The sequence below is a fragment of the Mycolicibacterium chengduense genome (genome assembly GCF_033741155.1).
Classification (GTDB): domain Bacteria; phylum Actinomycetota; class Actinomycetes; order Mycobacteriales; family Mycobacteriaceae; genus Mycobacterium.
The window spans coordinates 720702-744562 of record NZ_JAWQNH010000002.1 but is presented as its reverse complement, the minus strand read 5'-3'; the positions used below and the strand labels follow the sequence as shown (position 1 = coordinate 744562).

Genomic DNA, 23861 nt, shown 5'->3' with positions numbered 1-23861 from the left:
TGTTGCTGACCAGATTCATCAAGGGGCAGCTGCTCGTCTTCGCCATCGTGACGGTCATCGCGCTGGTGGTGCTCTCGCTGTTCTACTTGCGACTGCCCACCGCCGCCGGCATCGGGATGTACCGCCTGTACGCGGATCTGCCGAACTCCGCGGGCCTGTACGAGACGGCCAACGTCACCTACCGGGGCACCACAATCGGCAAGGTGCGCGACGTGCAGCCGACCGCGACCGGCGCCCGGGTGACCATGGACATCGACGACGACGCCAAGGTTCCGGTCGACGCGTCGGCCAACGTGCATTCGGTCTCGGCGGTCGGCGAGCAGTTCCTGGACCTGGTGTCGGAGAAGGACGAAGGCAAGTACTTCAGCTCCGGGCAGACCATCACGAAGGGATCGGTGCCTGCCGAGGTGGGCCCGGCACTCGATGCCGCCGAGCGCGGCCTGGCTGCGCTGCCCAAGGAGAAGATCGGTCAGCTGCTCGACGAGACGGCGAAAGCCGTTGGGGGACTGGGGCCGGCCCTGCAGCGGGTGGTGGATTCCACCCAGGCGCTGGCGGGTGACTTCAAGGACAACCTGCCGTCGGTCAACGACATCGTCGAGCATTCCGGACCGATCATCGACAGCCAGGTGAGCTCCGGCGACGCCATCAAGCAGTGGGCGGCCAATCTCAACACCATCGCCGGGCAGACCGCCGAACAGGACGGCACGCTGCGTAGCAGCCTTCAGCAGGCAGCGCCGACGACCGATCAGCTCAACGCCGTCTTCGGCGATGTGCGCGACGCCCTGCCGCAGACCTTGGCGAACCTCGAGGTCGTCATCGACATGCTCAAGCGGTACAACAAGAACGTCGAGCAGGTGCTGGTGGTGCTGCCGCAGGGTGGGGCCATCGCGCAGACGGCGACGATCTTCGCCCCCAAGGGTCTGCTGCACTTCGGCCTGGGCATCAACTCACCCCCGCCGTGCCTGACCGGCTTCCTGCCTGCCTCGCAGTGGCGGTCACCGGCCGACACCAGCACCCAGCCGATCCCGTCGGGCCTGTACTGCAAGATCCCCAAGGATGCGCCCAACGCGGTCCGTGGTGCGCGCAACTATCCGTGCGCCGACTTCCCGGGTAAGCGGGCGGCCAGCCCGGCCGAATGCCGCAGCAACGAGCCCTATGTGCCGCTGGGCACCAACCCGTGGTACGGCGATCCCAATCAGGTCGTGGACTGCCCGGCCCCGGCCGCACGCTGCACCCATCCGGTGGACCCGGGCCGGGTGATCCCGGCGCCGTCGATCAACAACGGACTCAACCCGCTGGGCGCCAGCCAGCTGCCGCCGCCAGAGTCGACCGCGCCGACCAGTGACCCGCTGACCCCGCCCGGCCAGGGCACCGTCAGCTGCAGTGGACAGCAACCCAACCCATGCATCTACACTCCGGCAGCAGGCCCCTCCGCGGTGTACAGCCCCCAGAGCGGCGAGGTGGTCGGACCCGACGGCGTCAAGTACACCGTCAACAACTCGATGAAGCCAGGAGATAGTGGATGGAAGGAGATGCTGGCACCAGCCGGCTGAACCCCACCCCGGACGCCGAGCAATCGGACGATTCAGAAGAACCCATAGCGCACACTTCCGAGGAACAGCCCGAGCCGGCGGTCCCGGTCAGCGCTGCTCGGCCGGAGCGGCTCGGTTCGGGCTGGGTGGCCGCCATCTGCGCCGGCCTGCTGCTCCTCACCGCCGGGCTGGCCGTGGTCGGCTACCTGGCTGTGCAAGCCAACGCTCGTAGCGCTGCGATCGGGCGCGACGACGCCATTGCCCTGCAGGCGGCCAAGGACTGCGTGACCGCGACCCAGGCCCCGGACACCGCGTCGATGGGCGCCAGCCAGGCCAAGATCATCGCGTGCTCGACCGGTGACTTCGGCGCCCAGGCCGGTTTCTTCAGCGGCATGATGGTCGAGGCCTATCAGGCGGCCAACGTCACCGTGCAGGTGTCGGATCTGCGTGCCGCCGTCGAACGGCACAACGACGACGGATCGGTCGACATCCTGGTGGCCGTGCGCACCAAGGTGACCAACTCGCAAACCGCCGGTCAGGAACAGGGCTACCGGCTGCGGGTGACGATGCAACGCGACGAGGGCACCTACAAGATCGCGAATCTGGTCCAGGTGACGACGTGACGGCGGTGCTGGACGTGAACTCAGACGTGAACCCCGGCGCAGAACCGGTGTCGGCAGACGGCGCGGTTACCGAGGTGCCGGTGGCGTCCTGGGCGGCGCGGGCCGGGGCGCTGGCGGTCGACGTGCTGTTCGGGGTGGCCGCCGTAGCGGTGCTGGGGCTGCTGGTCTGGATCTCGCCGTGGCAGGGCTGGCAGTGGTGGCTGTATGTGGTAGTGCTCGTGCTGTTCGGCGGGGCGGTCGTGGTGAACCGCTGGCTGCTGCCGGCCTGGACGGGCTGGACGCTGGGCCGAGCGGTTGCCGGCATCCGGGTGGTCGGGCGCACCGGCGCGCGGGTAGGTGTCATCCGGTTGATCGCGCGCGATGCCGCACACCTGCTCGACACGGCGCCGCTGCTCGTCGGGTGGCTGTGGCCGCTGTGGGACCGGCGCGGGCGGACCTTCGCGGATTTCCTGTTGCGCACCGAGGTTCACCGGGTCGACGCGCCGCAACGTGATATGCGCAGGCCGGTTGCGGCGGCCATGGTGGCCACCGTCGTGGTGTGCGGTGCCGCCGCGGGACTGGGATATGCCGTGGTGTACCGGCACGACCGCGCGGTGGACCAGGCCAGGACCGAGATCTCTGCGCAGGGTCCGCGCATCGTCGAGCAGATGCTCAGCTACAGCCCGCAGACCGTGCAGGACGATTTCGCCAAGGCGCAGTCGCTGGCTACCGACAGCTACCGGCCTCAGCTTGTCGCCCAACAGAATTCGGTGCAGAAGGCGCCGATCGTGGACAACGAGTATTGGACCGTCAACAGCGCGGTCACCGCGGTGGCGCCCACGACGGCCACCATGTTGATGGCCATGCAGGGACAGCGCGGCGCCGATCCGGCCACCCTGAAGTTCATCACCGCGACAGTGCAGGTCGACTTCGTCAAGGCCGGCGGGCAGTGGCGGGTGCAGAACCTGACGGTGATCACCCGCCCGCAACCGGGCGGAGGGCCCCGATGAGCCCGCGCCGGCAGATCGATCCTGCCGCGCCCGAACTCTTTGTGACCGTGCACAAGCGGCCGAAGCGATGGGGTCTACCGCTGGTCGGGGGTGTCTGCGCGGTGGTGCTGGCCGCCCTCATCACGGCGTGCACGCTCATGGCGATGGCGCACGAATCGGACCGCCGCACCGAGCGTCGGGATGCCTCGGCGTTGGCCTACGTGCGTGACTTCATGACGGTGTACACCACGATGGATCCGTTCCACGCCAACGACTACGCCGACCGGATCAAGGCGCAGGGCACCGGCGAGTTCGTCAAACAGTTCACCGAGAAGCAGAACGAGATTGTCATCCAGGTGGCTCGCGCCGAGCCGACGACCGGTACCGTGCTGGCTGCGGGCGTGCAGCGCTGGAACGACAACGGCAGCGCCGACGTCCTGGTGGCGACGAAGATGACCTCCAAGACACCCGACGGGAAGCAGACTATCGAGACCGGGAGCCGTTGGCTGGCAACGACTATTCAGGAAGGGCGACAGTGGAAGATCAGCCGGCTGATCCAGGTGATCTGACCACCGGGTCCCCCGACGAGCAGGCCGAGGCCCAGCCGACCGGCAAGGCGGCGCGGGCGGCGGTCGCGGCCGCCGAGTCGGACAGCAGCCGCACCGACCCGCAATCCGAGCCGGACGCGGTGGCGGCCGAGCCGGTGCTGGTGGCGCACCGAACCGCGGGCCGCCCGTTGAAGATTGCGGCGGTGGTGGCGGCGGTACTCTTCGTCGCGGCCGGCGCCTTCGCCGGCTCCACGGCTGCCCGGTATCTGTCCGACCGGGCGCTGGTGCACACCAAAATGGAGATCGCCCGCACCGCGACCGATGCCATCACGACGCTGTGGACGTACACGCCAGAAGACATGGAGTCCCTGCCCGACCGGGCCGAGAAGTACCTCGGTGGCGACTTCGCGGCGCAGTACCGTCAGTACATCGACGCGATCGTGGCGCCCAACAAGCAAGCCCAGGTCTCCAACAGCACGCAGGTGCTCGGCGCGGCCATCGAGACGATCAGCCCCGGACAGGCCACGGCCCTGGTGTACACCAACTCGGTGGCGACCAGTCCGGTCACCAAGAACATCCCGTCGCTGCGGTACCTGTCCTACCGGCTGACGCTGGAACGCCGTAACTCCACCTGGCTGATCACCGAGATGACGCCGGTCACCTCTCTGGATCTCACCCCGCGGCTGTAGGCGCGAGATGCGCTCACCAGTGTCCCGGCGGCTGACCGTCACGGCGCTGCTGCTGTTGACCTTCGCCACCGGCGTGGTGGATGCGGTGAGCGTGCTAGTACTCGGCCACGTCTTCGTGGCCAATATGACCGGCAACGTGATCTTCTTGGGATTCTGGTTCGTCCCATGGTCCGGGGTGGACCTCACGGCCGCAGCCGTGGCCTTCGCCGGCTTCGTCGCCGGAACCGTGCTCGGTGGCCGGTTGGCGCGGCATCTCGATGCGAGGGTGCGTCGCTGGTTGGTGGTGACGCTGGTTGTCGAAGCGACGATCATCGCCACCATGGCCGGGCTCGCCGGGGCCGGCGTGCTGGACTACCGCGACGACAGCAAGCTGATATTGATCGCCGGGCTCGCGGTGAGCTTCGGCTGTCAGAACGCCACCGCACGGCAATTCGGCATCCAGGAGCTGAGCACCACGGTGCTCACCTCCACCATCGTCGGGATCGGGTTCGACAGCCGCCTGGCCGGCGGAACCGGGCAGGGCGAGAAGCTGCGCTACACCGTCGTACTGACCATGTGCGCCGGTGCGGTGCTCGGGGCGACGCTGAGCCGCTACACCGTCGCCCCGGTGATTGGTCTGGCCGCCGCGATCGTCGCGAGTTCCGCGGCCATCTTCGCGTTCGGGCCCGAGAACGCCGACTAGCCTGGCCCCATGCCATCGGTACTTGTCACCGGCGCCGGACGGGGAATCGGGCGAGCGATCGCCGAGCAGTTGGCCGGTCGCGGTTGGGATGTCGTCGCGGGGGTGCGCTCGGCTGCCGACGCCGAGGCGCTGCGCGCCGTGGATCCGAAGCGCATCTCGACGGTGAGTCTGGACATCACCGCCGACACCGACCTGCAGGCGCTCAGCGACGCACTGCCCGCCCGGTTGGACGCGGTGGTCAACAACGCCGGCATCGTGGTGGCCGGGCCGATGGAGGCGGTGAGCACCGAGCAGTGGCGAAAGCAGTTGGACGTCAACGTGATCGGCCAACTTGCCGTGACCAGGGCGGTGTTGCCGCGGTTACGGGAATCGCATGGGCGGGTGGTGTTCATCTCGAGCATCAACGGCCGGCTCTCCACCCCGCTGATCGGTCCGTATGCGGCGTCGAAGTTCGCGTTGGAGGCAGCCGCCGACGCGTTGCGGATGGAGCTGGCGCCCTGGGGGATCGCGGTGGTGCTGGTCGAGCCCGCCCAGACCGACACCGATATGTGGCGCACCGCGGACACCATGGTCGACGATATCGAGGCCGAGTTGACTCCACAGCACCGCGAACTGTACGCCCGCCACGTTGCTGGAATGCGCAAGTCGGTGCCGATTTCGCAGCGGCTCGCGGTTCCGCCCACCGCGGTGGCCGCGGTGGTGTATGCGGCGCTGACCTCGCGTCGGCCCCGTCCGCGCTACCTCGTCGGCATCGGTCCCAAGGTTCAGGTGGCCTTGATGGCGAACATCCCGTCATCTTTGCGGGACCGGATCCAGCGCCTGGTGATGCGCCAACCCTGACCAAAACCCAACGCGCACAAGCCATCGGCGGCGCCGGTCGGTTCACGCAAAACCATGGATCACGTGTGATCCGGATGTTACCGTCCTGGGGATCGGCTGACAGCCTACGGGGAGGCGTGTGCGTCATGGGGAATCATCGTGCGGTGACGGAGCGGACCAGACGGCTCGCCGTGGTGGGAGCAGCGACCGTCACCGCCACCGCGTTGACGGTCGGGGCGACCGCGCCGCAGCCGCTGGTGCCGCGTCCCGAGCTGCGGCTGGTGCACGACCAGCCGGTGGGCCTCGCGGCAACCACCAGCCTGTTCCCGCCGCCCGGCGTGCTGCCGGATATCACTGGGGGGCGCGGTAATACGGCATACAATGCTGCGCAAGACCTCTACGCCGCCATTGCCAGAGCGCTGGTCGACCGGGTGAGCATCCCCGCACTCACCGGCGGGGCGAACATCAACATCGGCGACATTCTCGACAAGATTCCGCTGAACCTACTCGACCAGGTGTTGGGCGCGGTCAAGATCAACCTGGGCTCCCTGATCGACGGCGCGCTCGGGTCGGCGGTCACCGGAGCGCTGATCCCGGTGCTGGATGCGATCGGCCTCACCGACTCCGCGGGCAACGTGTCGCTGAGCGCCCTGCTCAGGCTGGTCGGCCTGGACCTGTCCAACATCGTCGATCTCGCCCAGCAGAACATCCCTGGCGTCAACATCATCACCCCGGGCCCGACCTTCGGTCTGCTGAAGATGCTCGGCTTGGATATTGGCTGGACCCCGGGAACGCCGAATGCCGTTGCCCAGGCGATCAATTCAACCCCATACCTAGACATCAGCGGCGACGGTCTCTTCGATATCGTCTTCGAGCGGGCCGGTGACGTCATCGACAATCTGGGGCCCGTCCTCGGCTTACCGCTGCAATTGCTGGTTAACACCCTGCATGCGGTCACCGATGCGTTGCCGCTGGAACTGCTCAACATCACCGATGTGCGGATCCCCATCGTGGCCGGAATCGGGTTGGGCGCCTTTTCCACCGGCGCGGCCCTGCCCAAGATCCTCGCCGAACTGGCCAAGCAGCCCGGCGGTACGCAGTCCGGCGACCATCCGCTCGTCGGCAATTTCACCGTGCTGCCGATGGTGCTGCTGAACAATCTCGGGCGCGCCAACGGCGGTATGCTGTCGCGCTTCTATCCACTCGGCGACCTGCTCGGCATCGATCTGCTGACACCGGACACCGCGGCCACGCACAGTGGCGGCCTGCCGTTGCTCAATACCGGTCTGGCCGTGGGCGGAGCAAACGTGCTGCCGGTCAAGATCGATGCGACCGCCCAGTACCAGCCGTTCTCCGACTTCGCCGCCTGGCCGAATCCCTTCACGTTGGCCAACAACCTGATAGCCGGCACGGTGGGTGCCAGCTACATTCTGCGCGGTCTGACGTTGGACAACATCCTGGAACAGGTGGGTGATGCGGTCGGCGATGCGGTGGGCAACGTCACCGCCGGAAAGCCGTTGGCGCTCAACATCTATCTCACCTTGCCAGCGGCGACGCTGCCGCTGCTGGAACCGCTCTACCTGGCGGGCGACGTGCTCAATACGGTGAGTTTCGGCACGCTCGGGACATTCCCGATTCGGCTGGCGAACGCCCTGGCGCCGGCACTGACCAGCATGGTGAACCTGGGCTACACCGATGTGGTGCGCAACCCCGACGGCACGTACACCAGGACGCTGACCGACGCCGCCACCCCGACGCCGTTCTTCTCGTTCCCGCACGTCAACCCGGGCCAGGTGGTCAACGACGTGATCAAGTCGTTGATGAACGGGTTGCACAAGGAGTTCTTCAGCGGCCACCCGACCGCGGCGCCGCCCAACGTGATCAACGAGCTGGTGAAGCTGGTGAAGAGCATCACCAGTGGCACCCTCGGCAAGGAATTGACCAAGGCCGCCACCGACGCCGCCGATGCCGGACTGGCGAAGGCCGATGCTCTCCCGGCCGCCGGCGCTCATACCGTGACCTTGGCGGCGAGCACCGCCCACGAGGTCACCTCGTCCGGCAAGCATGCGGCGCCGGAAGGGACACCGGTTCCGGAAGATTCGGGAAATCAGCCCCGGCATGCGGCCGCGGAGGAGAGCTCCGCCACCTCGGGTACCGAGGATGCCGGTAAGTCCGACACCGAGAAGACGGACACCGAGAAGGTAGACACCGACAAGACCGATACCGACAAGACCGATACCGACAAGACCGATACCGACAAGACCGATACCGACAAGACCGATACCGACAAAGCGGATACGGCCAAGGCTGGCACCACCGATAAGACCGACACCGACAAGAGCGATACCAAAAAGACCGACACCAAGAAGAGCGACACGACAAAGAGCGATACCGAGAAGAAGGACCCGCCCAAGGCCGGCGCTTCTGCGGCACAGGCGAATCCGAAGCCCAAGACCACGAAGCAGGATCCGCTGAGCGCCGCCGTTCGTGATATCACCCGGGCGTTGCACCCGAAGAAGAAACCGGCCGCCGCCGATTCGGCCACCAAGGCCGGTGCCGGGTCGACGACGGCGAAGAAAGCGGAATCCGGATCGAAGGGTGAGGCTGCCTGAAAGGCGCCATCTTTCAGTTGAACGCCAGCCAGGCCGGCAACGCGCGTTCGCGGGAGTCACACAGCACCTGGAAGGTGTCGCAGGATCCCTTGGGTACACCGGCGCCGGCCCACATGCCGCCGCTGTCGCGTCGCAGCACGATGGCCGATGATCCACCGCCGTCGAGCAGGATGGCGGTGTTACTGCCCAACCCGCGGAACAGATCCTGGATCTGGTCAGGGGTGTAACTACCGCCCTGGAAGACGTACATCTCGTCGCGCTGACGGGCATAGGCCAGCGCGGTGCGGGCCGCCGACGGGCCGGGGTCGTTCATCTGTCCGGTGTCGCCGGGTGCCAGCAGGCCCAGGCCGCTGACCGCGACGAAGCGGGTGCCCTTATTCATCAGATCGGTGATGACCGGCGTCGCGGCATCGAAATCGTCTGCGCCGCGGGGATTTATCACGAAGGGCGCGCCCGAGACGGGCAGGATCATGGTGGACAGGGGTGTCCAGATCTCGTTGCCGCCGGACAGCCCCTGCTTCCCCGCGTACGCAAGGGTGCCCGTCACCGCCGCGTTGGCCTTGCCCTGTCCGCGGGTGTTGTCCACGTACGCGCCCAGCGGGGAGCTGCAGCCCGTCGTCTTCCACGACCCGCTGCGTTGTCCGCGGATGTCGAAGAAATTGGCGTTGACGGCAATGGTCGGGCGGCCCAACGCCTGCCAGGCAGCGATAGGCGTGTAGATCTCCGAGGCCTGGAGTAGTCCTTCGGCGGTGCGGGCACCGGGAGTGCGTTCGCAGCGCGCTTGATAGCCGGTGTGCGAGTCGACGAGCAATCGCGGGGTCAACCGACCCGCGGCGCCCTTGATGACCATCAGGTGGCCGCCGTTGTTCATCTCATACCACTGCCCGGCGGCATTGAGCATCGGCGCCGGAAACCCCGGCCCGAAGTTGTACACCAGGTAGGAACCACGAGTGTTGGCCACCGCGTTCGCCAGCAGGGTGCGGCCGTCGGCCGCGGCGGCGACGGGTGCTCCGATGCCCGTGGCAACTGCCGAGGTGACGGTGAGCACCGCGATGCCGATGGTAAGACGCAGGAGGCATGCGGCAGCGCTCGGCACGGCGTTCCCCTTCTGGCAAACTTTTCGAGAAGCTCAGGATAGTCACAGCTGACTCACTGTCAACTTTCATCACGGGTGGATAACGCTTATGCCACAACGCAATTGCTGAATGAGCGGCTGTGGTTCGGTGGGATTGTGCAGCGGTGACCGGTGTGCTGACGGAAGTCCCTCGATGCGGGTGCCTGGGCGCTACCGACCCGGCGGCGCCAGTCGATACACCGCGTCGGCATAGTCATCGGTGACGTACACTGCGCCGTCTGGCCCCACCACCGCCGAAACCGGACGGCCCCAACGGGTTCCATCGGCCGACTGGAAGCCGCCGACCAGGGTCTGCGCGGCGCCCAGGGTGCCGGACCGCCATGGCAGAAACGTCACCTCGGGGGCGCGCGGCGGCTGGCGATTCCATGATCCGTGCACTCCGAGCAACGCGCCGGTGGTGTAAGGCGCCGGCAGCGCCCCGGCGGTGAAACTCATGCCCAGCGGCGCGGCATGGGCGCCGATGGTCTGCTCGACGGGCGGCAACGCCGCGCAATCCAGCGCACCCCCGTCGGCGTTGGTCTGGACATCGCGGATGAACGGGGCGCCGGACGGTCCACCGACCGGATGGCAGAACGGCCAGCCCAGTTCGCGGCCGGGAGTGAGTCGGGCGATGGCCTCCGGCGGGTTCTCCGCGACATAGTCCGCGTCGACCTGCCCGGTGGCGGGGTCGGCGATGTTGTCCCGGTTGTTCACCGCCGTCCAGATCGACCCGTCCGGCGCGGTCGCCAGTCCGGTACCGTTGCGGACCCCGGTGGCGTATACCGTGGCCGGGCCACCACCGGGCGGCACCCGCATGATGGTGGCGCGCGGCGGGTTGGCCGTGCGGTCGTGGGCCGAGATGTTGCCGGTCGATCCGATCGAGAAGTACACGGCCCCATCGGGTCCCACGGTGACACTCTTGAGGGCGTGCGAATAGGCGCCGCGCAGATCCGGGCTTCGGGCGTCGGGCAGGCCGACGGCGACCGGCCGTGGGTTGGTTGCCGCACCGTCCCGGTAATCGTAGGCGGTGACCCTATTGCTCTCGGCGACCAGCAGCGTAGAGCCGGTGAAGGCGAGGCCGTGCGGCTGGGTGAGCCCGTCCAGCAGTGGTGTGCCTGCCCCGTTGGTCACCGTGACGATCTGGCCGGTGCTGGGCAGCGACACCAGCAGCCGGCCGTCGGGTGTCCAGGCGGCCAGCCGGGCCTTGGGCACCCTGGCCCATACCGATATCGTCCACCCCGGCGGCACCAGTGCCTGCCGGGCGGTGTCGAACGGCCGCTGGTCCATTCCGGCAGGGACGGTGACGGTGACCGGAACGAGGCCGGCCGGTACCACCACCGGCGCGTCGGGACTGCCCAGCGCCGGTACACCCGCACCGGGGCGGCCCTCGCCACAGCCGGTGAGCAGCCCCGTTACGGCGAGGCTGCACAACAGCTTTCGACTATGCCGCCAGACCGGCATGCATCTCCCACACCAGGATCTCGGCGTCGGTGGTGGCGGTGACGCGTTGGCCGCCGGTGGCCGTCAGCCGCGCGGCGTCGCCCTCCTGCAGGCCGCCCGCGCCTTCGAGGACAACCTCGCCCCGTGGCACGAACAGGTGCAGATACTGCGCTTCGGGCAACTGCACCGAATCGCCGGGTTGCAGCCGGGCCCCGTGTAGGGCGGCGAACCGGTTGGCGATGCTGATGGCGGTGTTGTTGCGATGCTCGGGCATCCCGGAGGCGATGGTCACCAGGCCGCCGCGCAACAGCTCGTCGTCGATCTCCAGCTGCTGGTAGCCGGGGGTGATGCCGGCCTGATCGGGAAGAACCCACATCTGTACGAAATGCACTGGCTCGGAATGTGTTTCGCCGCCTGTCAAATTCCAGGAGTCGTTTTTCTCCGAGTGCAGGATGCCGCGGCCGGCCGACATGCGCTGAGCCAAGCCGGGATAGATCACCCCGGAGTGGCCGGTGGAATCCTGGTGCACCAGCGACCCACGCAGGACCCAGGTGACGATCTCCATATCGCGGTGTGGGTGGGTCTCGAACCCCGCGCCGGGCTTGACGATGTCGTCGTTGTTGACCAGCAGCAGGCCGTGATGCGTATTGGTGGGGTCGTAGTGGTCGCTGAAGGAGAACGAGTGCTTGGAGTCCAGCCACGAGATCTTGGTGGCCGCCCGGTCGCCGGCGCGCCGGATGTCGATGGTTGCGGTGCTGCTCATGGTTCTCCTTGCGGTTCGATGCCAGCCTAGGTGTCAGTGCTGGACACCACAACATAGATGATGTGTCATGTATTCCGTGTGGCTGAACGAGGAACAACAGCGCGTCTGGCGCGACTACCTGACCATGACGTCCCGGCTACAGGCCGCGATGAACCGGCAGCTGCAGGCGGACTGCGGACTCTCGCTGGCCGACTACGAGGTACTGGTCGCGCTGGAGGAACGCCCGGGTTGCCGGATGAACGAGCTGGGTGACCGCCTCGGCTGGGAGCAGAGTCGGGTCTCGCATCAGCTGCGCCGGATGACCGACCGCGCCCTGGTGGCCCGCCATGGAGCCGAGGGCGATCGCCGCGGGGTGACGGTGGAGATCACCGCCTCCGGCCGACAAGCCCTGACCGCCGCGGCGCCCGGACATGTCGCCCTGGTGCGCGCGGTGCTGTTCGATGACGTGAGCGCGGGCCAGACCGCCGCAGTCGGGCGGTGGCTGGCCCGCGCACTGGACCGTCTCGATGAGACAGACTGAGCGGCGTCAACCCAGTTTCAGCTCGGCCAGCCGTTGCGCCAGGGTGCGCACGTGCTCGGTGACCACGTCGCGGGTGCCCGCCCCCGCGGCCAGCAGCGCCGCGATCAGCTGGTCGTCATCGCGGCTGCCGTCGAGCAGTGGCAGCAGGTGTCGATCCAGCGGCTCCAGCGGTACCGTTTCGTGCCAGCGGTTGAAAGTGGCAGCGTCATCGGAGTCAGCGGTCAATTCTGCTGCGCGCCTAGCATATTCGTCGATGCGCGGGCTGGTGCCCATCGGTTCGGGGCGCACCGGGTGCAGCCGGTAGTTGGCTTGGCCCTGCATCACCAGCACACGGGTCAGGTCGTCGATATGAACGGGCAGGTCGGTGCTCGGCTGCGCACCCGCGTCGAGCAGCCGCTCGCGGGTGGCAACCACCAGCTCATCGTGCGACATCGTCCACGGCCAGCATTCGGTGAGCGCGTCGAGGGCCGCTTTGATGGCGGGCGCGTTGGTGAACAGCGTGGCACCGTCGGTCTGCCGGAATTCCTGGCGGGAGTGATCCAACCGGACCGGCCCGTCGATCGGCGGCACCAGCGCCGCCAGGTGCAACCGGCGCAACCGTTCGGCGGTGGGGCTGTACTCGATCTGTGGGGCGCGTTCGGCGGGCACGAACAGCGACTGCCGGAAGGTGCGGTTGGTGACGAAATCCAGGTACTGCTCCACCAGTACCTGGGCGGTGACACCGTTGGCGGCCAGATACTCGGCGACTCGGGGGCCGTGGTTGGCGGGAACCATCACCTCCGGGCGTGCCTCGCCCAGATAGGCCAGTCCGTGCGCATTCGCCCGGGCGAGCACTTCGTAGAAGTAGCGCGGCGTGTTGAACGTCTCGAGCTCGTCGTGCAGCAGATAGGAGTCGCCGAAACCCTCGTCGGCGGACTGCCACTCGGCCATGATGGCCGCCAGCACGCCGCCGGCCGGTGCCACCTCCGACAGGAAGTCCGCCATGCCGCGGGCGTGGCGCACCTTGTCCTCCGGTGTCTGGCTGCTGCCGGCGGCCAGCATCATGGCGTCGCGTACGACCTCCTTGGCCTTCCAGCCCGGATACACGTTGTAGCTGAGGTAGCCGACGCCGTCGGTGCTCAGGCCGGCGCGCATCGCGGCCAGCAGGGATTCGGCGACGTCGTCGGGCACCCAGCTGTATACGCCGTGGGCGACGATGTAGTCGAACGCGCCCAGCGCGGCCACGTCCATCGCGGCGATATCGCCGGCGATCAAGCGCAGGTTATCGATACCCAGCGCCTGCACCCGGGCGCGTCCGGCCGCGATCTGGACCTCGGACAGGTCGATGCCCACCACCTCGGCGTCCGGGTGGGCCGCGGCGAACGGCACGATGTTGCCGCCTGCGGCGCAACCGATCTCGAGCACTCGGGCGTGCCCGACGTCGGGCGGGTGCAACCCGAACAGATGCGCCACCGCGGCCAGCGTGCCCGGCGCCGACTGCGGAAACGAATTCGACACGTACGGGGTGGCGTCGTAGTCGGAACGAAGATTGTCGATGGCGGTCAAAAGCCACAACTCCTGTCTGTGCCCACGCAAAACTGCGCGGCACGGTACGCGCCTGAGGTGAACTCTCCGTGCCGTGCCCGACCCACCGGTGGATAGGGCTTACTCTGTCGACGTGGATATCAATGGAGCTAGTGCAATCGTCACCGGTGGCGCGTCGGGTATCGGCGCGGCCAGCGCACGCCAGCTGGCGGCCAAGGGCGCCAGAGTTGTCGTCGCGGACCTGAATGCCGAAAAAGGGCAGGAACTCGCGCACGAGATCGGCGGCGTCTTCGTCACTGTCGACGTCACCAACACCGATCAGATTCTCGACGCCGTGAACACCGCCACCGACCTCGGACCGCTGCGCGCCCTGGTCAACTCCGCGGGCATCGGCTGGGCTCAGCGCACCATCGGCAAGGACGGCCAGTTCGAGTCGGCGCACAACCTGGACGTCTACAAGAAGGTGCTGGCCATCAACCTGGTCGGCACCTTCGACTGCATCCGGCTCGCCGCCACCGCGATGAGCCGCAACGAGCTCACCGATACCGGTGAACGCGGTGCGATCGTCAACCTGACCAGTGTCGCGGCGTTCGACGGGCAGATCGGCCAGGCCGCCTACAGCTCGTCCAAGGGCGGCGTCGTGGGCCTGACGCTGCCGGTTGCCCGCGACCTGTCCGCCGTCGGCATCCGGGTGAATACCGTGGCGCCCGGCCTGATCGACACCCCGATCTACGGCGAGGGCGAGGCGTCGGAGGCGTTCAAGGCCAAGCTGGGCGAGTCGGTGTTGTTCCCGCACCGCCTCGGCAAGCCCGAAGAGCTGGCCTCGATGGTCATCGAGCTGATCACCAACTCCTACATGAACGCCGAAGTGGTCCGCGTCGACGGTGGCATCCGGATGCCACCGAAGTAACCTTCACCTCGACACGCAAGCCCCCGCACCACTGTTATTCGGTGCGGGGGCTTCGTGCGTCCGAGGTGGGCGGCCGGTGTGGCGCCCCCTCAGCCGATCATGTCGATGGCGGACTGGAACACCAGCCGGGCATGCAGTTCGAACAGCTCGACGAAGCGTTGCGGGTTCTCGTCGATCTCGTTGGCGATGAACAGGCCGTCGGCACCGGCGATGAGATAGGTGGTCAGTGACTCGACCTTGTCGTCGGCCAGCCCGGGCGCGACGGCGCGGATGACGTCGGCGAACTGTTCGAAGGTGGCGGTGCGACTCTGGAGGAACTTCGTCCTGGCGTGCCGTTCGGCCGGGCGGCGGTCGAGCGCGAGTTTGAGACCGAGTCGCAGGAAGTCCGGTGCCTCTTGGAGGGCCTTCGCGACTTGGGTGCCGACATGGCCCGCCCAACTGTCGGCATCACCGTCGGTAGGCAGGCTGAGGGCGCCCGACCAACGCTGGTAGCTGCGATCGATCACGGCGGCGATCAGATCGTCCTTGTCGGTGAAGTGCCAGTAGATGGATGTCGGTGGTAACCCGCTGCGCTTGCTGACCGCCGAGATCGTGGTCCCGTCGTATCCGCGTTCGGTGGCGACCTCGGTGGCGGCGTCCAGGATGCGTTCGCGGGAGCGGTCGCCGTTCGCGCGGGTACGTCGCGGTCGGTGCCGGGAGGTCGGCTCCGGGAGATGGTCGGTCATCACTTCACGATCTCACGTAGTCAAACGGGTGTATAGCCATTACTGTACAGAGCGCTACATTAAAGGAAAGGCGGAACGCGATGACCACCAACTCGGGTCCCAGCCGGAGGGCATTTCTGGCTATGGCGGGCGTGTCGGTCGCCGCGGCCGCCGCCGCGTGTACCGCGGAATCCGCCCACACACCGTCGGCGCCCAAGGCCGGGTTGCCCTCGGCGGCCAAACACAACATCCTGTTCGTCTTCACCGACCAGGAGCGCCACTTCTCGGCTTGGCCCTCCGGTATGGCGCTGCCCGGCCGCGAGCGGCTGCGTGACGACGGCGTCACGTTCACCAACCACTACTGCCCCGCGGTCATGTGCACGAGTTCGCGGTCGGTGATCCTGACCGGGCTGCAAACCCCGGACAACGGCATGTTCGAAAACGTCGACATGCCCTACGTGACCTCGATGAATCCCGATATCCCGACGGTGGGCGACATGCTGCGCAAGGCCGGCTACTACACGGCCTACAAGGGCAAGTGGCATCTCAACAGTGCGTTCGAAACCGAGCAGCCCGATCATCTGTTCACCAAGGAGATGGGGGCCTACGGCTTCTCCGACTACGTCTGGCCGGGCGACGTCCTGACCCACACCCTGGGCGGCTACCACTACGACAACATGATCGGTGGCAGTGCCGTGTCCTGGCTGCGCGATCAGGGCCGGACGCTGGCCGACGAGAACAAGCCGTGGGCACTGTTCGTCAGCCTGGTCAACCCGCACGACATCATGTACTTCAACACCGACGCACCCGGACAGAACGTCCAGGACAACGGCAGGCTGCTGATGGAGGCTGCCCGGGCACCGGAGAACGAGCTCTACGCCAAGACCTGGGACGCCGCGCTGCCCAAGAGCCTCACCCAGCCGATGGACGAGCCCGGCCGGCCCGCCGCACACGGCGAATACCTCAAGGCGTGGGGGTACACGCTGGGCACCGTCCCGCCCGAGGAAGAGCGCTGGCGCCGCTTCTCGGACTTCTATCTCAACAGCATCCGCAGCGTTGACCAGCAACTGGCGCAACTGCTCGGTGAACTCGACAACCTGAAACTGACCGACAACACCATCGTGGTGTTCACCAGCGACCACGGTGAGATGGGCGGTGCGCATGGGCTGCGCGGTAAGGGGCCGTTCGCTTACCAGGAGGCCATCCATCTGCCGATGCACATCGTGCATCCGGATGTGGCCGGCGGACAGGATGTTTCGTCACTGACCGGGCACATCGATCTGGTGCCGAGTCTGCTGGCGTTCGCCGGCGTGAAGGCGGGCAACGAGGGCGAGGTGGCAGGCCGGGACCTGCCTGGCCGGGATTTCAGTGCGGCACTGGGTAACCCGCGGGGCGCCGACGAACACACGGTGCGTGACGCGGTGCTGTTCACCTACAGCGGACTGGCCACCAACGACAGCGAGGTCATCCGGATCGTTGCCGACGCCAAGGCGGCCCACAAAGACCCCAAGAAGGCGATGGCCGAGGCGGGGTACCGACCGGATCTGAACAAGCGCGGCAGCCTGCGCACCATGTTCGACGGCCGGTTCAAGTTCACCCGCTATTTCGCACCGACGCAGCGCAACTTACCCCGCGACCTCGACGAGCTCTACCGGTACAACGACGTCGAACTGTTCGATCTGCAGAACGACCCGGCCGAGATGACGAATCTGGCTGCCACCCAGGGGGAGAACGCGGAGCTGGTCCTCGCGTCCAGCGCCAAGCTGGAGTCCCTGATCAAAGCCGAGATCGGCGTCGACGACGGCCGCGAGATGCCACACTTCGACGACATCGACTGGACGATCGATCGCCTGGACCTCTAGCGACTCACCAGTCCGACTCGTCGAAGCGGATCACGCCACGAATGTTGTTGCCGTCCAGCATGTCCTGGTAGCCGGTGTTGATGTCCTCGAGCTTGTAGGTGCGGGTGATCATATCGTCGATGTTGAGCAGGCCCGACTTGTACAGCGCCACCAGCCGCGGCGTCTCGACGTGACTGCTGCCGCCGCCGAAGATGTTGCCCTTCAACGTCTTCTGCAACATGGTGAACAGGAACAGGTTCAGCTTGACGTCGGCGTCGAGCATCGATCCCATGCCCGTCACCACGCAGGTGCCCGTCTTGGCGGTCAGGATCATCGCCTCTTCGATGTACTCGCCCTTCATCTCGCCGACGGCGATGATCACCTTGTCGGCCATCAGGCCGTAGGTGGTGTCGATGACGGGCGCGATGGCTTCGGCCATCGACGGGTAGACGTGGGTGGCGCCGAACTTGATGGCCTGTTCGCGTTTCCATTCGTTCGGGTCGATGGCGATGACATGCTTGGCGCCCGAGATCACCGCGCCCTGCAGGGCGCTCATCCCGATACCGCCCACACCGACGACGATGACCGTCTCACCCGGCTTCACCTCGGCGACATTGGTGGCCGAGCCGAACCCGGTGGGCACCGCGCAGCCCATGATGGCGGCCGTCTCGAACGGGACGTCCTTGTCGATCTTGACGACCGAATCCTTGTGCACCGTCATATACGGGGCGAACGTGCCCAGCAGGTTCATCGGAGACACCTCGTGGGAGCCCGCGTGGATGCGGCTGGTGCCGTCGGCGATGGCCTTCCCGCCGAGCAGCACGGCGCCACGGTCACACAGCGAGCGGAAGCCCTTCAGGCACGGCGGACACTGCCCGCATGCGGGGATGAACGCGAGGATGACGTGGTCGCCCTCCTCGATGCCGGTGACGTTCTTGCCGACCTTGGTGACCACGCCCGCGCCCTCGTGGCCGCCGAGGGCGGGCAGGCCGATCGGGGTGGCGCCGGTGGTGATGTGGTAGTCGGAATGGCACATGCCGGCGGCGTGCATGCGGATCTGAACCTCGTCGGCGACGGGGTCACCGAGCTCGATCTCGTCGACTTTGAACGGCGAATTGAGTTCCCACAGCAGGGCGCCCTTGGTCTTCATGGCTTGCGATCATAGAACAGGTTTCAGATTTTGTGTTAGCACCCTAGTTGAACTGGGAGTTCAATGGCTTCGATGATTCGACGGCCAGGGCTCGGTCTATACCGGTGACCCGCTATTTCGCCGACGAGGAGTGACTCTCATGACGAAGATCGACGCGCGCATCGTCCCCAATCTGTGGTTCGACCGGGAGGCCGAGGAAGCCGCCGCGCACTACATCGCCGCCTTCGGAGGCAACGGCCGGATCGTCACCACTATCGCCGCGCACCCGGCCGCGCCGTCACCCCAGGATGTCCCATTGGTGGTCGAATTCGAACTCGCCGGCCAGCGCTTCGTCGGGATCAACGGCGGTCCGCAGTTCAGTTTCACCGAGGCGGTGTCATTGGAGGTGCGTGTCACCGGGCAGGACGAGCTCGACCGGATCTGGGCTGCCCTGGTGGAGGGCGGGGCCGAGCTGCCCTGCGGGTGGCTCAAGGACAAGTACGGGCTGGCCTGGCAGATCACCCCGACCGAGTACTACGACCTGCTCGACGCGGGTGACGCCGCGGCCAAGGACCGGCTGATGAACGCGGTGATGGCCACCGTCGGGAAGTTCGATATCGCGGCGCTGCGGGCGGCGGGACGGGGCCAGGGCTGAGTGTCGGGTTGAGTCACGCGGCGTGGCCGTCGTCGTGTCCCAAACCGACATTCGGTTTATCCCCAGTCACGGATTCATCCACACGGACCGACTTCTGGCGCGGCGGGCAGGACTGCTCGGTCGGTCCCGGCGGCGACATTGTTGCCATGGACGCCGGCATCGACCCCGCATTGCCCTTCCTCGGAACCGAGGCTCGTTCGGCTGGACTCGTCACCAAGCGCACACTGCGCAGTCGGCATCGGCTGGTGTATCGCAACGTCTATCTGCCCAGCGACGTAGAACTGACGCCGGTGCGCCGTGCGGTCGCGGCGTGGCTCTGGTCGGATCGTCGGGCGGTCGTGTCAGGGATGTCGGCCGCGGCACTGCTCGGATCCAAGTGGATCGACCACGACGCCCCCGCGGAGTTGGCCCGGCGAGCAGCGGCCGCCGTCGACGGCATCATCGTCCACCGTGAGGTCTTGCGCCGCGACGAGGTGATGAGGGTTCGCGGAATCCCGGTGACGACGCCGGCCCGAACCGCCTTTGATCTGGGGCGCCGCCTCGACCGCGTCCCTGCCGTGACGGCCCTGGATGCGCTTGCGCAGGCTTCGGGTGTGCGAGCACGTGATGTCGCTGCGCTCGTGGACAGACACCGCGGGATGCGCGGAATCCTGGGGCTGCGTGCGGCGCTGTCGCTGATGGACGGTGGCGCGGAATCACCCCAGGAGACCAAGACCAGGCTGGTACTACTCGACGCGGGTCTGCGACGTCCGCGAACGCAGATCGTGGTGCGGAACGCTTACGGCGCATTCGTGGCACGCCTGGACATGGGATGGGACGAGTTCAAGGTCGGTGTCGAATACGACGGCGCCCAGCACTGGACCGACCCTGCGCAGCGCACCAGGGACATCGACCGATCAGCCGAGCTTGCGGCGCTGAAGTGGACGATCGTTCGCGTCAGCGCGGAGCTGCTGCGTCGCCGTCCGCACGTCCTGGTGGCTCGGATCGGCTCCGCACTGAGCAACGCCGGTTGTCCGTGGATCAATGAGCCACCCGAGTGTCGGCCTGGGGCACGCTGAGGGGAAGCAAGCGTGCCCGAACCCGACACTCAAAGTGCTGCGGGCAGCCCGAACGTCTCGAACAGGCGGGGATCCATGAACGCCACCACGTGGGCGATACCGCCGGGCGTGATGTCCAGGACGTGCAGCTGGAACGCCTCGTGCACGCCGGTCTGCGGATTGCGCATGTACATTGCGGCCGCGGACTGGCCGTTGGCGGTGGTGGCGATGAACCGCATATCGCCGGGACGCTCGGCCGGGCACTTGTGCTTGGACAGCAGACCGATGGCCTCCGGGCCGCGGTACCAGGTGTCGAACGGCGGCATCTCCCAGATGGCCTCATCGGTGAACAGGGTCACCAGCTTGTCGATGTCATAGGCCTCGAACGCCGCGATGTAGTGGCGCAGCTGTTCCTGCGCTTCTGCGGACTCCGGTGCCGACAGGGTGTCGTCCCGGCTGGGGCCCACCTCGTCGAGCTGGGCGCGGGCCCGCTGCAACAGGCTGTTCACCGCGGCCGTCGACGAACCGACCGCCTCGGCGACTTCGGCTGCCCGCCACTGCAATACGTCGCGCAGCACCAGCACCGCCCGCTGCCGCGGAGACAGATGCTGCAACGCCGCGACGAAGGCCAGGCGCACCGACTCCCTGGACTCCACCACCTCGGCGGTGTCCGGGAGCGGCTCCAGCCAGGGCACCTCGTGATGTTCGAGAATCTCGGTGGTCGGGTCGGCGCTGTCGGTCCCCAGGCCCGACGGCAACGGCCGGCGCTGCTTGTTCTCGATGGCCGTGAGGCAGGTGTTGGTGGCGATGCGGTACAGCCAGGTGCGCGCCGATGCTTTGCCCTCGAACCCGGCGTAGGACTTCCAAGCCCGCAGGAATGTTTCCTGCACCAGATCCTCGGCGTCGTGTACGGAGCCGGTCATCCGGTAGCAGTGCGCGAGCAGCTCGCGGCGGTACTGCTGGGCGTCGGCGAGGAACGCGTCAGGGGAATCCGCCTTCGCGGGGGGACGGTCAGCCATTTCTGTGAGGACGCTCACGCCACCGAGCTTACGCAACGGGACCGACAAGAGTGCTCCCGTTAGGCTCATCGGGTGGCCACCACACGCACTGAACGCAGCTTCGACGGTGTCGGAGGCACCCGCATCGTCTACGACGCCTGGACCCCGGGCACGGATCCGAACGGCGTCATCGTGCTCTGCCACGGCTATGCCGAGCATGCCCGCCGCTACGACCACGTCGCGCAGCGGTTCGGCGAGGCCGGACTGCTCACCTACGCCCTCGACCTGCGCGGGCACGGCCGATCCGGCGGCAAGCGTGTCTACCTCAAGGACATCTCCGAATACACCGAGGATTTCCACCATCTCGTCGGCATTGCGACCGCAGCGCACCCGGAACTCAAGCGCGTGGTGCTCGGGCACAGCATGGGCGGCGGTGTGGTGTTCTCCTACGGCGTCGAACATCCCGACGACTACGCGGCGATGGTGCTGTCCGGGCCCGCGGTGTACGCGCAGGACGCGGTATCCCCGGTGATGGTCGCGGTGGCCAAGGTGGTCGGCAGCCTGCTGCCGGGCCTGCCCGTGGAGGACCTGCCCGCCGACGCCGTGTCGCGGGACCCGCAGGTGGTGGCCGCCTACGAGGCCGATCCGTTGGTGCATCACGGCAAGCTGCCCGCCGGCATCGCCAAGGCGCTCATCGGCATCGGCGAGACCATGCCGCAACGGGCATCGGCGCTGACCGCCCCGTTACTGGTGGTGCACGGCGGTCAGGACAAGCTCATCCCGGTGGCCGGCAGCGAACGGCTGGTGGAATGCGTGGCGTCCCAGGACGTCAATCTCAAGGTCTACCCCGAGCTGTACCACGAGGTGTTCAACGAACCCGAGCGCGCGCTGGTGCTCGACGACGTGACCACCTGGATCGAGACCCGGTTGTGAGGCAGATCCTGCTGGCGCTGCTGGCCCTGGCGGCTACCGCGCTACTGCTCGGCGGCTGCTCGGCGGACAAGAACACCGCGCCCACCGGCTGGGTGGACGAGGATGTCAGCTTCGACGCCGACGGCCTGACGATCCACGGCACGTTCCGGCATCAGAGCGCGCCGGGTCCGGCCGCCCTGCTGATCTCCGAGAGCGGCCAGACCGATCGCAACGGGGACAACGCGGTCGCCGGCCCGGTCGGCAATATGCGTCAGCTGGCCGAGTATCTGTCCGAGCACGGTATTGCGACGCTGCGCTACGACAAGGTCGGCACCGGCCGCACCGGCCTCGGCAAGTTCAAGGACCACCCCACCGAGGTGGGCAGCGCGGTGTACACCGCCGGTGCCCGCGCGGCGATCCGTTTCCTGGCCGGCCGGCCGGGCGTCGATCCCACAAAGCTGTCGGTCTATGCCTTGGGCGAGGGCACGATTCATGCGATGACCTTGGCTGCCGATGGCGCTGCCGCCGGTACCGGCGCACCCAAGATCCACGCGCTCGGGCTCTTCCAGCCGTTGTCGGGCCGCTACCTGGACATCATCACCGGGCGCGTGCACGCCGATGTGGATGCCGCGGTCAGCTCCGGCGCCAAGACCCGCGCGCAGGCCGACGCCGTCGTCGCAGCCTGGAACGCCGCGGTGGCCCAGGCCAGGACGCAGGGCACCGCCCCGGACAAGCTGCCGGAGGGCTTGTCGGCAATCCTCAACGCGCAGAACGTCAAAGCCGTCGTCGAGGCCGACGCCATCGATCCGGTGGCCTTGGCCGCCAAGGTTCCGGCCGCCACACCGGTGCTGCTGACCTGCTCGGACGCCGACAATCAGGCCAGCTGTCCGGCCGAGCAGTCGCTGATCGGCGCGTTGGCCCGGACCGCGCTGACCGTGGTCCGGCTCACGGGCGTCAACCACGTACTGCGCGACGATCCCAGTGACAACGTGGCCAACTACGCGAAGCAGGCGCCATTATCCCCGCAGTTGACCGATGCGCTGAACACTTTTGTAACGAAATAGGTTGTCGGACTGAGCGGTTAGCCTGAGGAACATGAGCGACAAGATGCTGGCCCGGATCGCGGCCCTGCTGCGCCAGGCCGAGGGCACCGACAACGCGCACGAGGCGGAGGCCTTCATGGCGGCCGCGCAGCGGCTGGCCACCGCGACGGCCATCGACCTGGCGGTCGCCAGGGCGCATTCGGCGCAGCGCACCAAGGCCCAGCTGCCCGAGCAGCGCATCATCACCATCGGGCCGGCCGGCACCAAGGGCCTGCGCACCTACGTACAGCTGTTCGTGGTCATCGGGCTGGCCAACGACCTCACCTGCGATGTGGCGACCAATTCCACGTATGTGCAGGCCTATGGGTTCGCCGAGGACATCGACGCCACGCACGCGCTGTACGCCAGTCTGGTCACTCAGATGGTCAAGGCATCCGAGGCGTACATCGACTCCGGCGCGCACCGGCCGACACCGACCATCACCGCGCGGTTGAACTTCCAGCTGGCTTTCGGGGCCAGGGTGGGGCAGCGGCTGGCCGAGGCCAAGGCGGAGGCCGAACGCGAAGCGGACCGCCAGGACCGGCCCGGAACGGCGCTGGCCTTGCGCAACAAGGATCTTGAGCTCAAGTCGTTCTACCGGCAAACCTCGTCGGCGCGGGGGACCTGGCGGGCCAGCAGTGCATCGGCTGGCTACTCGTCGGCCGCCCGGCGGGCCGGTGACCGGGCCGGCAAGCACGCCAGACTCGGACCCAGCCAGGAGCTCCCCGGCGCCCGCACCCCCCTGCGACCATAATGCGA

At 67.3% G+C, this 23861-nt stretch carries 23 protein-coding genes; 16 read left to right on the top strand and 7 right to left on the bottom strand.

Annotated features, from left to right (window positions below; translation table 11 throughout):
• Positions 1-2: 2 nt before the first annotated feature.
• The 8 genes from SBI67_RS09075 (at position 3) to SBI67_RS09040 (ending at position 8473) form a co-directional block, all read left to right on the top strand.
• Entirely contained in the window at positions 3-1553 is a 1551-nt protein-coding gene (locus SBI67_RS09075) for an MCE family protein (protein WP_318980493.1), read from the top strand.
• Complete coding sequence (locus tag SBI67_RS09070; protein WP_318980221.1) at positions 1523-2155, top strand: Rv1363c family protein; 633 nt, start codon at positions 1523-1525, stop codon at positions 2153-2155. Before SBI67_RS09075 ends, SBI67_RS09070 begins: the two co-directional genes overlap by 31 nt.
• Entirely contained in the window at positions 2152-3144 is a 993-nt protein-coding gene (locus SBI67_RS09065) for an RDD family protein (RefSeq protein ID WP_318980220.1), read from the top strand. Before SBI67_RS09070 ends, SBI67_RS09065 begins: the two co-directional genes overlap by 4 nt.
• A complete protein-coding gene (locus tag SBI67_RS09060; protein ID WP_318980219.1) occupies positions 3141-3692 on the top strand; it encodes an Rv1363c family protein in 552 nt (183 codons plus the stop codon). Before SBI67_RS09065 ends, SBI67_RS09060 begins: the two co-directional genes overlap by 4 nt.
• A complete protein-coding gene (locus tag SBI67_RS09055) occupies positions 3659-4360 on the top strand; it encodes a mammalian cell entry protein (protein ID WP_318980218.1) in 702 nt (233 codons plus the stop codon). Before SBI67_RS09060 ends, SBI67_RS09055 begins: the two co-directional genes overlap by 34 nt.
• A gap of 7 nt (positions 4361-4367) precedes the next feature.
• A complete protein-coding gene (locus tag SBI67_RS09050; protein ID WP_318980217.1) occupies positions 4368-5042 on the top strand; it encodes a YoaK family protein in 675 nt (224 codons plus the stop codon).
• Positions 5043-5051: 9 nt separating this feature from the next.
• On the top strand, positions 5052-5882 hold the full coding sequence (locus SBI67_RS09045; RefSeq protein ID WP_318980216.1) for an SDR family NAD(P)-dependent oxidoreductase: 831 nt from the start codon (positions 5052-5054) through the stop codon (positions 5880-5882).
• Between the two features lie 143 nt (positions 5883-6025).
• Positions 6026-8473: a hypothetical protein gene (locus SBI67_RS09040; RefSeq protein ID WP_318980215.1), complete on the top strand. Its 2448-nt coding sequence runs from the start codon at positions 6026-6028 to the stop codon at positions 8471-8473.
• Between the two features lie 13 nt (positions 8474-8486).
• Here the strand turns inward: SBI67_RS09040 and SBI67_RS09035 are convergent, their stop codons facing one another.
• From SBI67_RS09035 to SBI67_RS09025, 3 genes are all read right to left on the bottom strand, one after another.
• Positions 8487-9569 (bottom strand): phosphodiester glycosidase family protein, encoded by a 1083-nt coding sequence (locus tag SBI67_RS09035; protein WP_318980214.1) that lies wholly within the window; start codon positions 9567-9569, stop codon positions 8487-8489.
• Positions 9570-9758: 189 nt separating this feature from the next.
• Complete coding sequence (locus SBI67_RS09030; RefSeq protein ID WP_318980213.1) at positions 9759-11048, bottom strand: PQQ-dependent sugar dehydrogenase; 1290 nt, start codon at positions 11046-11048, stop codon at positions 9759-9761.
• On the bottom strand, positions 11029-11790 hold the full coding sequence (locus SBI67_RS09025) for a pirin family protein (protein WP_318980212.1): 762 nt from the start codon (positions 11788-11790) through the stop codon (positions 11029-11031). The genes SBI67_RS09030 and SBI67_RS09025 overlap by 20 nt, the downstream gene beginning before the upstream one ends.
• Positions 11791-11857: 67 nt before the next feature.
• On the opposite strand from SBI67_RS09025, the gene SBI67_RS09020 reads away from it, so the two are divergent.
• Entirely contained in the window at positions 11858-12310 is a 453-nt protein-coding gene (locus SBI67_RS09020) for a MarR family winged helix-turn-helix transcriptional regulator (RefSeq protein WP_318980211.1), read from the top strand.
• A gap of 6 nt (positions 12311-12316) precedes the next feature.
• Here SBI67_RS09020 and SBI67_RS09015 read toward each other — a convergent pair whose 3' ends face one another.
• Positions 12317-13855, bottom strand: a complete 1539-nt coding sequence (locus SBI67_RS09015; RefSeq protein ID WP_318980210.1) for a class I SAM-dependent methyltransferase — start codon at positions 13853-13855, stop codon at positions 12317-12319.
• A 112-nt stretch (positions 13856-13967) separates the two neighbouring features.
• Between SBI67_RS09015 and SBI67_RS09010 the strand changes: the two genes are divergently transcribed.
• The gene (locus tag SBI67_RS09010) at positions 13968-14744 is read left to right on the top strand and encodes an SDR family NAD(P)-dependent oxidoreductase (RefSeq protein ID WP_318980209.1); all 777 of its coding nucleotides are present in this window, start codon (positions 13968-13970) and stop codon (positions 14742-14744) included.
• 89 nt (positions 14745-14833) lie between these two features.
• Here the strand turns inward: SBI67_RS09010 and SBI67_RS09005 are convergent, their stop codons facing one another.
• Entirely contained in the window at positions 14834-15469 is a 636-nt protein-coding gene (locus tag SBI67_RS09005) for a TetR/AcrR family transcriptional regulator (RefSeq protein ID WP_318980208.1), read from the bottom strand.
• Positions 15470-15549: 80 nt separating this feature from the next.
• Here SBI67_RS09005 and SBI67_RS09000 point away from each other — a divergent pair, with 80 nt between their 5' ends.
• Positions 15550-17310: a sulfatase family protein gene (locus SBI67_RS09000; protein ID WP_318980207.1), complete on the top strand. Its 1761-nt coding sequence runs from the start codon at positions 15550-15552 to the stop codon at positions 17308-17310.
• Between the two features lie 4 nt (positions 17311-17314).
• Here SBI67_RS09000 and SBI67_RS08995 read toward each other — a convergent pair whose 3' ends face one another.
• The gene (locus SBI67_RS08995; RefSeq protein ID WP_318980206.1) at positions 17315-18439 is read right to left on the bottom strand and encodes an NDMA-dependent alcohol dehydrogenase; all 1125 of its coding nucleotides are present in this window, start codon (positions 18437-18439) and stop codon (positions 17315-17317) included.
• 139 nt (positions 18440-18578) lie between these two features.
• Here SBI67_RS08995 and SBI67_RS08990 point away from each other — a divergent pair, with 139 nt between their 5' ends.
• Positions 18579-19073 carry a VOC family protein gene (locus SBI67_RS08990; protein WP_318980205.1) on the top strand — a complete coding sequence of 165 codons (495 nt, stop codon included), beginning with the start codon at positions 18579-18581 and terminating at the stop codon, positions 19071-19073.
• Positions 19074-19219: 146 nt separating this feature from the next.
• Positions 19220-20131, top strand: a complete 912-nt coding sequence (locus SBI67_RS08985; RefSeq protein WP_318980204.1) for a type IV toxin-antitoxin system AbiEi family antitoxin — start codon at positions 19220-19222, stop codon at positions 20129-20131.
• Between the two features lie 29 nt (positions 20132-20160).
• Here the strand turns inward: SBI67_RS08985 and SBI67_RS08980 are convergent, their stop codons facing one another.
• Entirely contained in the window at positions 20161-21198 is a 1038-nt protein-coding gene (locus SBI67_RS08980; RefSeq protein ID WP_413232429.1) for a sigma-70 family RNA polymerase sigma factor, read from the bottom strand.
• 3 nt (positions 21199-21201) lie between these two features.
• Between SBI67_RS08980 and SBI67_RS08975 the strand changes: the two genes are divergently transcribed.
• Genes SBI67_RS08975 through SBI67_RS08965 form a run of 3 tightly spaced genes read left to right on the top strand, consistent with a single transcriptional unit; the run spans position 21202 to position 23856 of the window.
• Positions 21202-22041 carry an alpha/beta hydrolase gene (locus tag SBI67_RS08975; RefSeq protein WP_318980203.1) on the top strand — a complete coding sequence of 280 codons (840 nt, stop codon included), beginning with the start codon at positions 21202-21204 and terminating at the stop codon, positions 22039-22041.
• On the top strand, positions 22038-23084 hold the full coding sequence (locus SBI67_RS08970; RefSeq protein WP_413232428.1) for an alpha/beta hydrolase family protein: 1047 nt from the start codon (positions 22038-22040) through the stop codon (positions 23082-23084). The genes SBI67_RS08975 and SBI67_RS08970 overlap by 4 nt, the downstream gene beginning before the upstream one ends.
• A 31-nt stretch (positions 23085-23115) precedes the next feature.
• On the top strand, positions 23116-23856 hold the full coding sequence (locus SBI67_RS08965; RefSeq protein ID WP_318980202.1) for a DUF2786 domain-containing protein: 741 nt from the start codon (positions 23116-23118) through the stop codon (positions 23854-23856).
• Positions 23857-23861 lie beyond the last annotated feature (5 nt).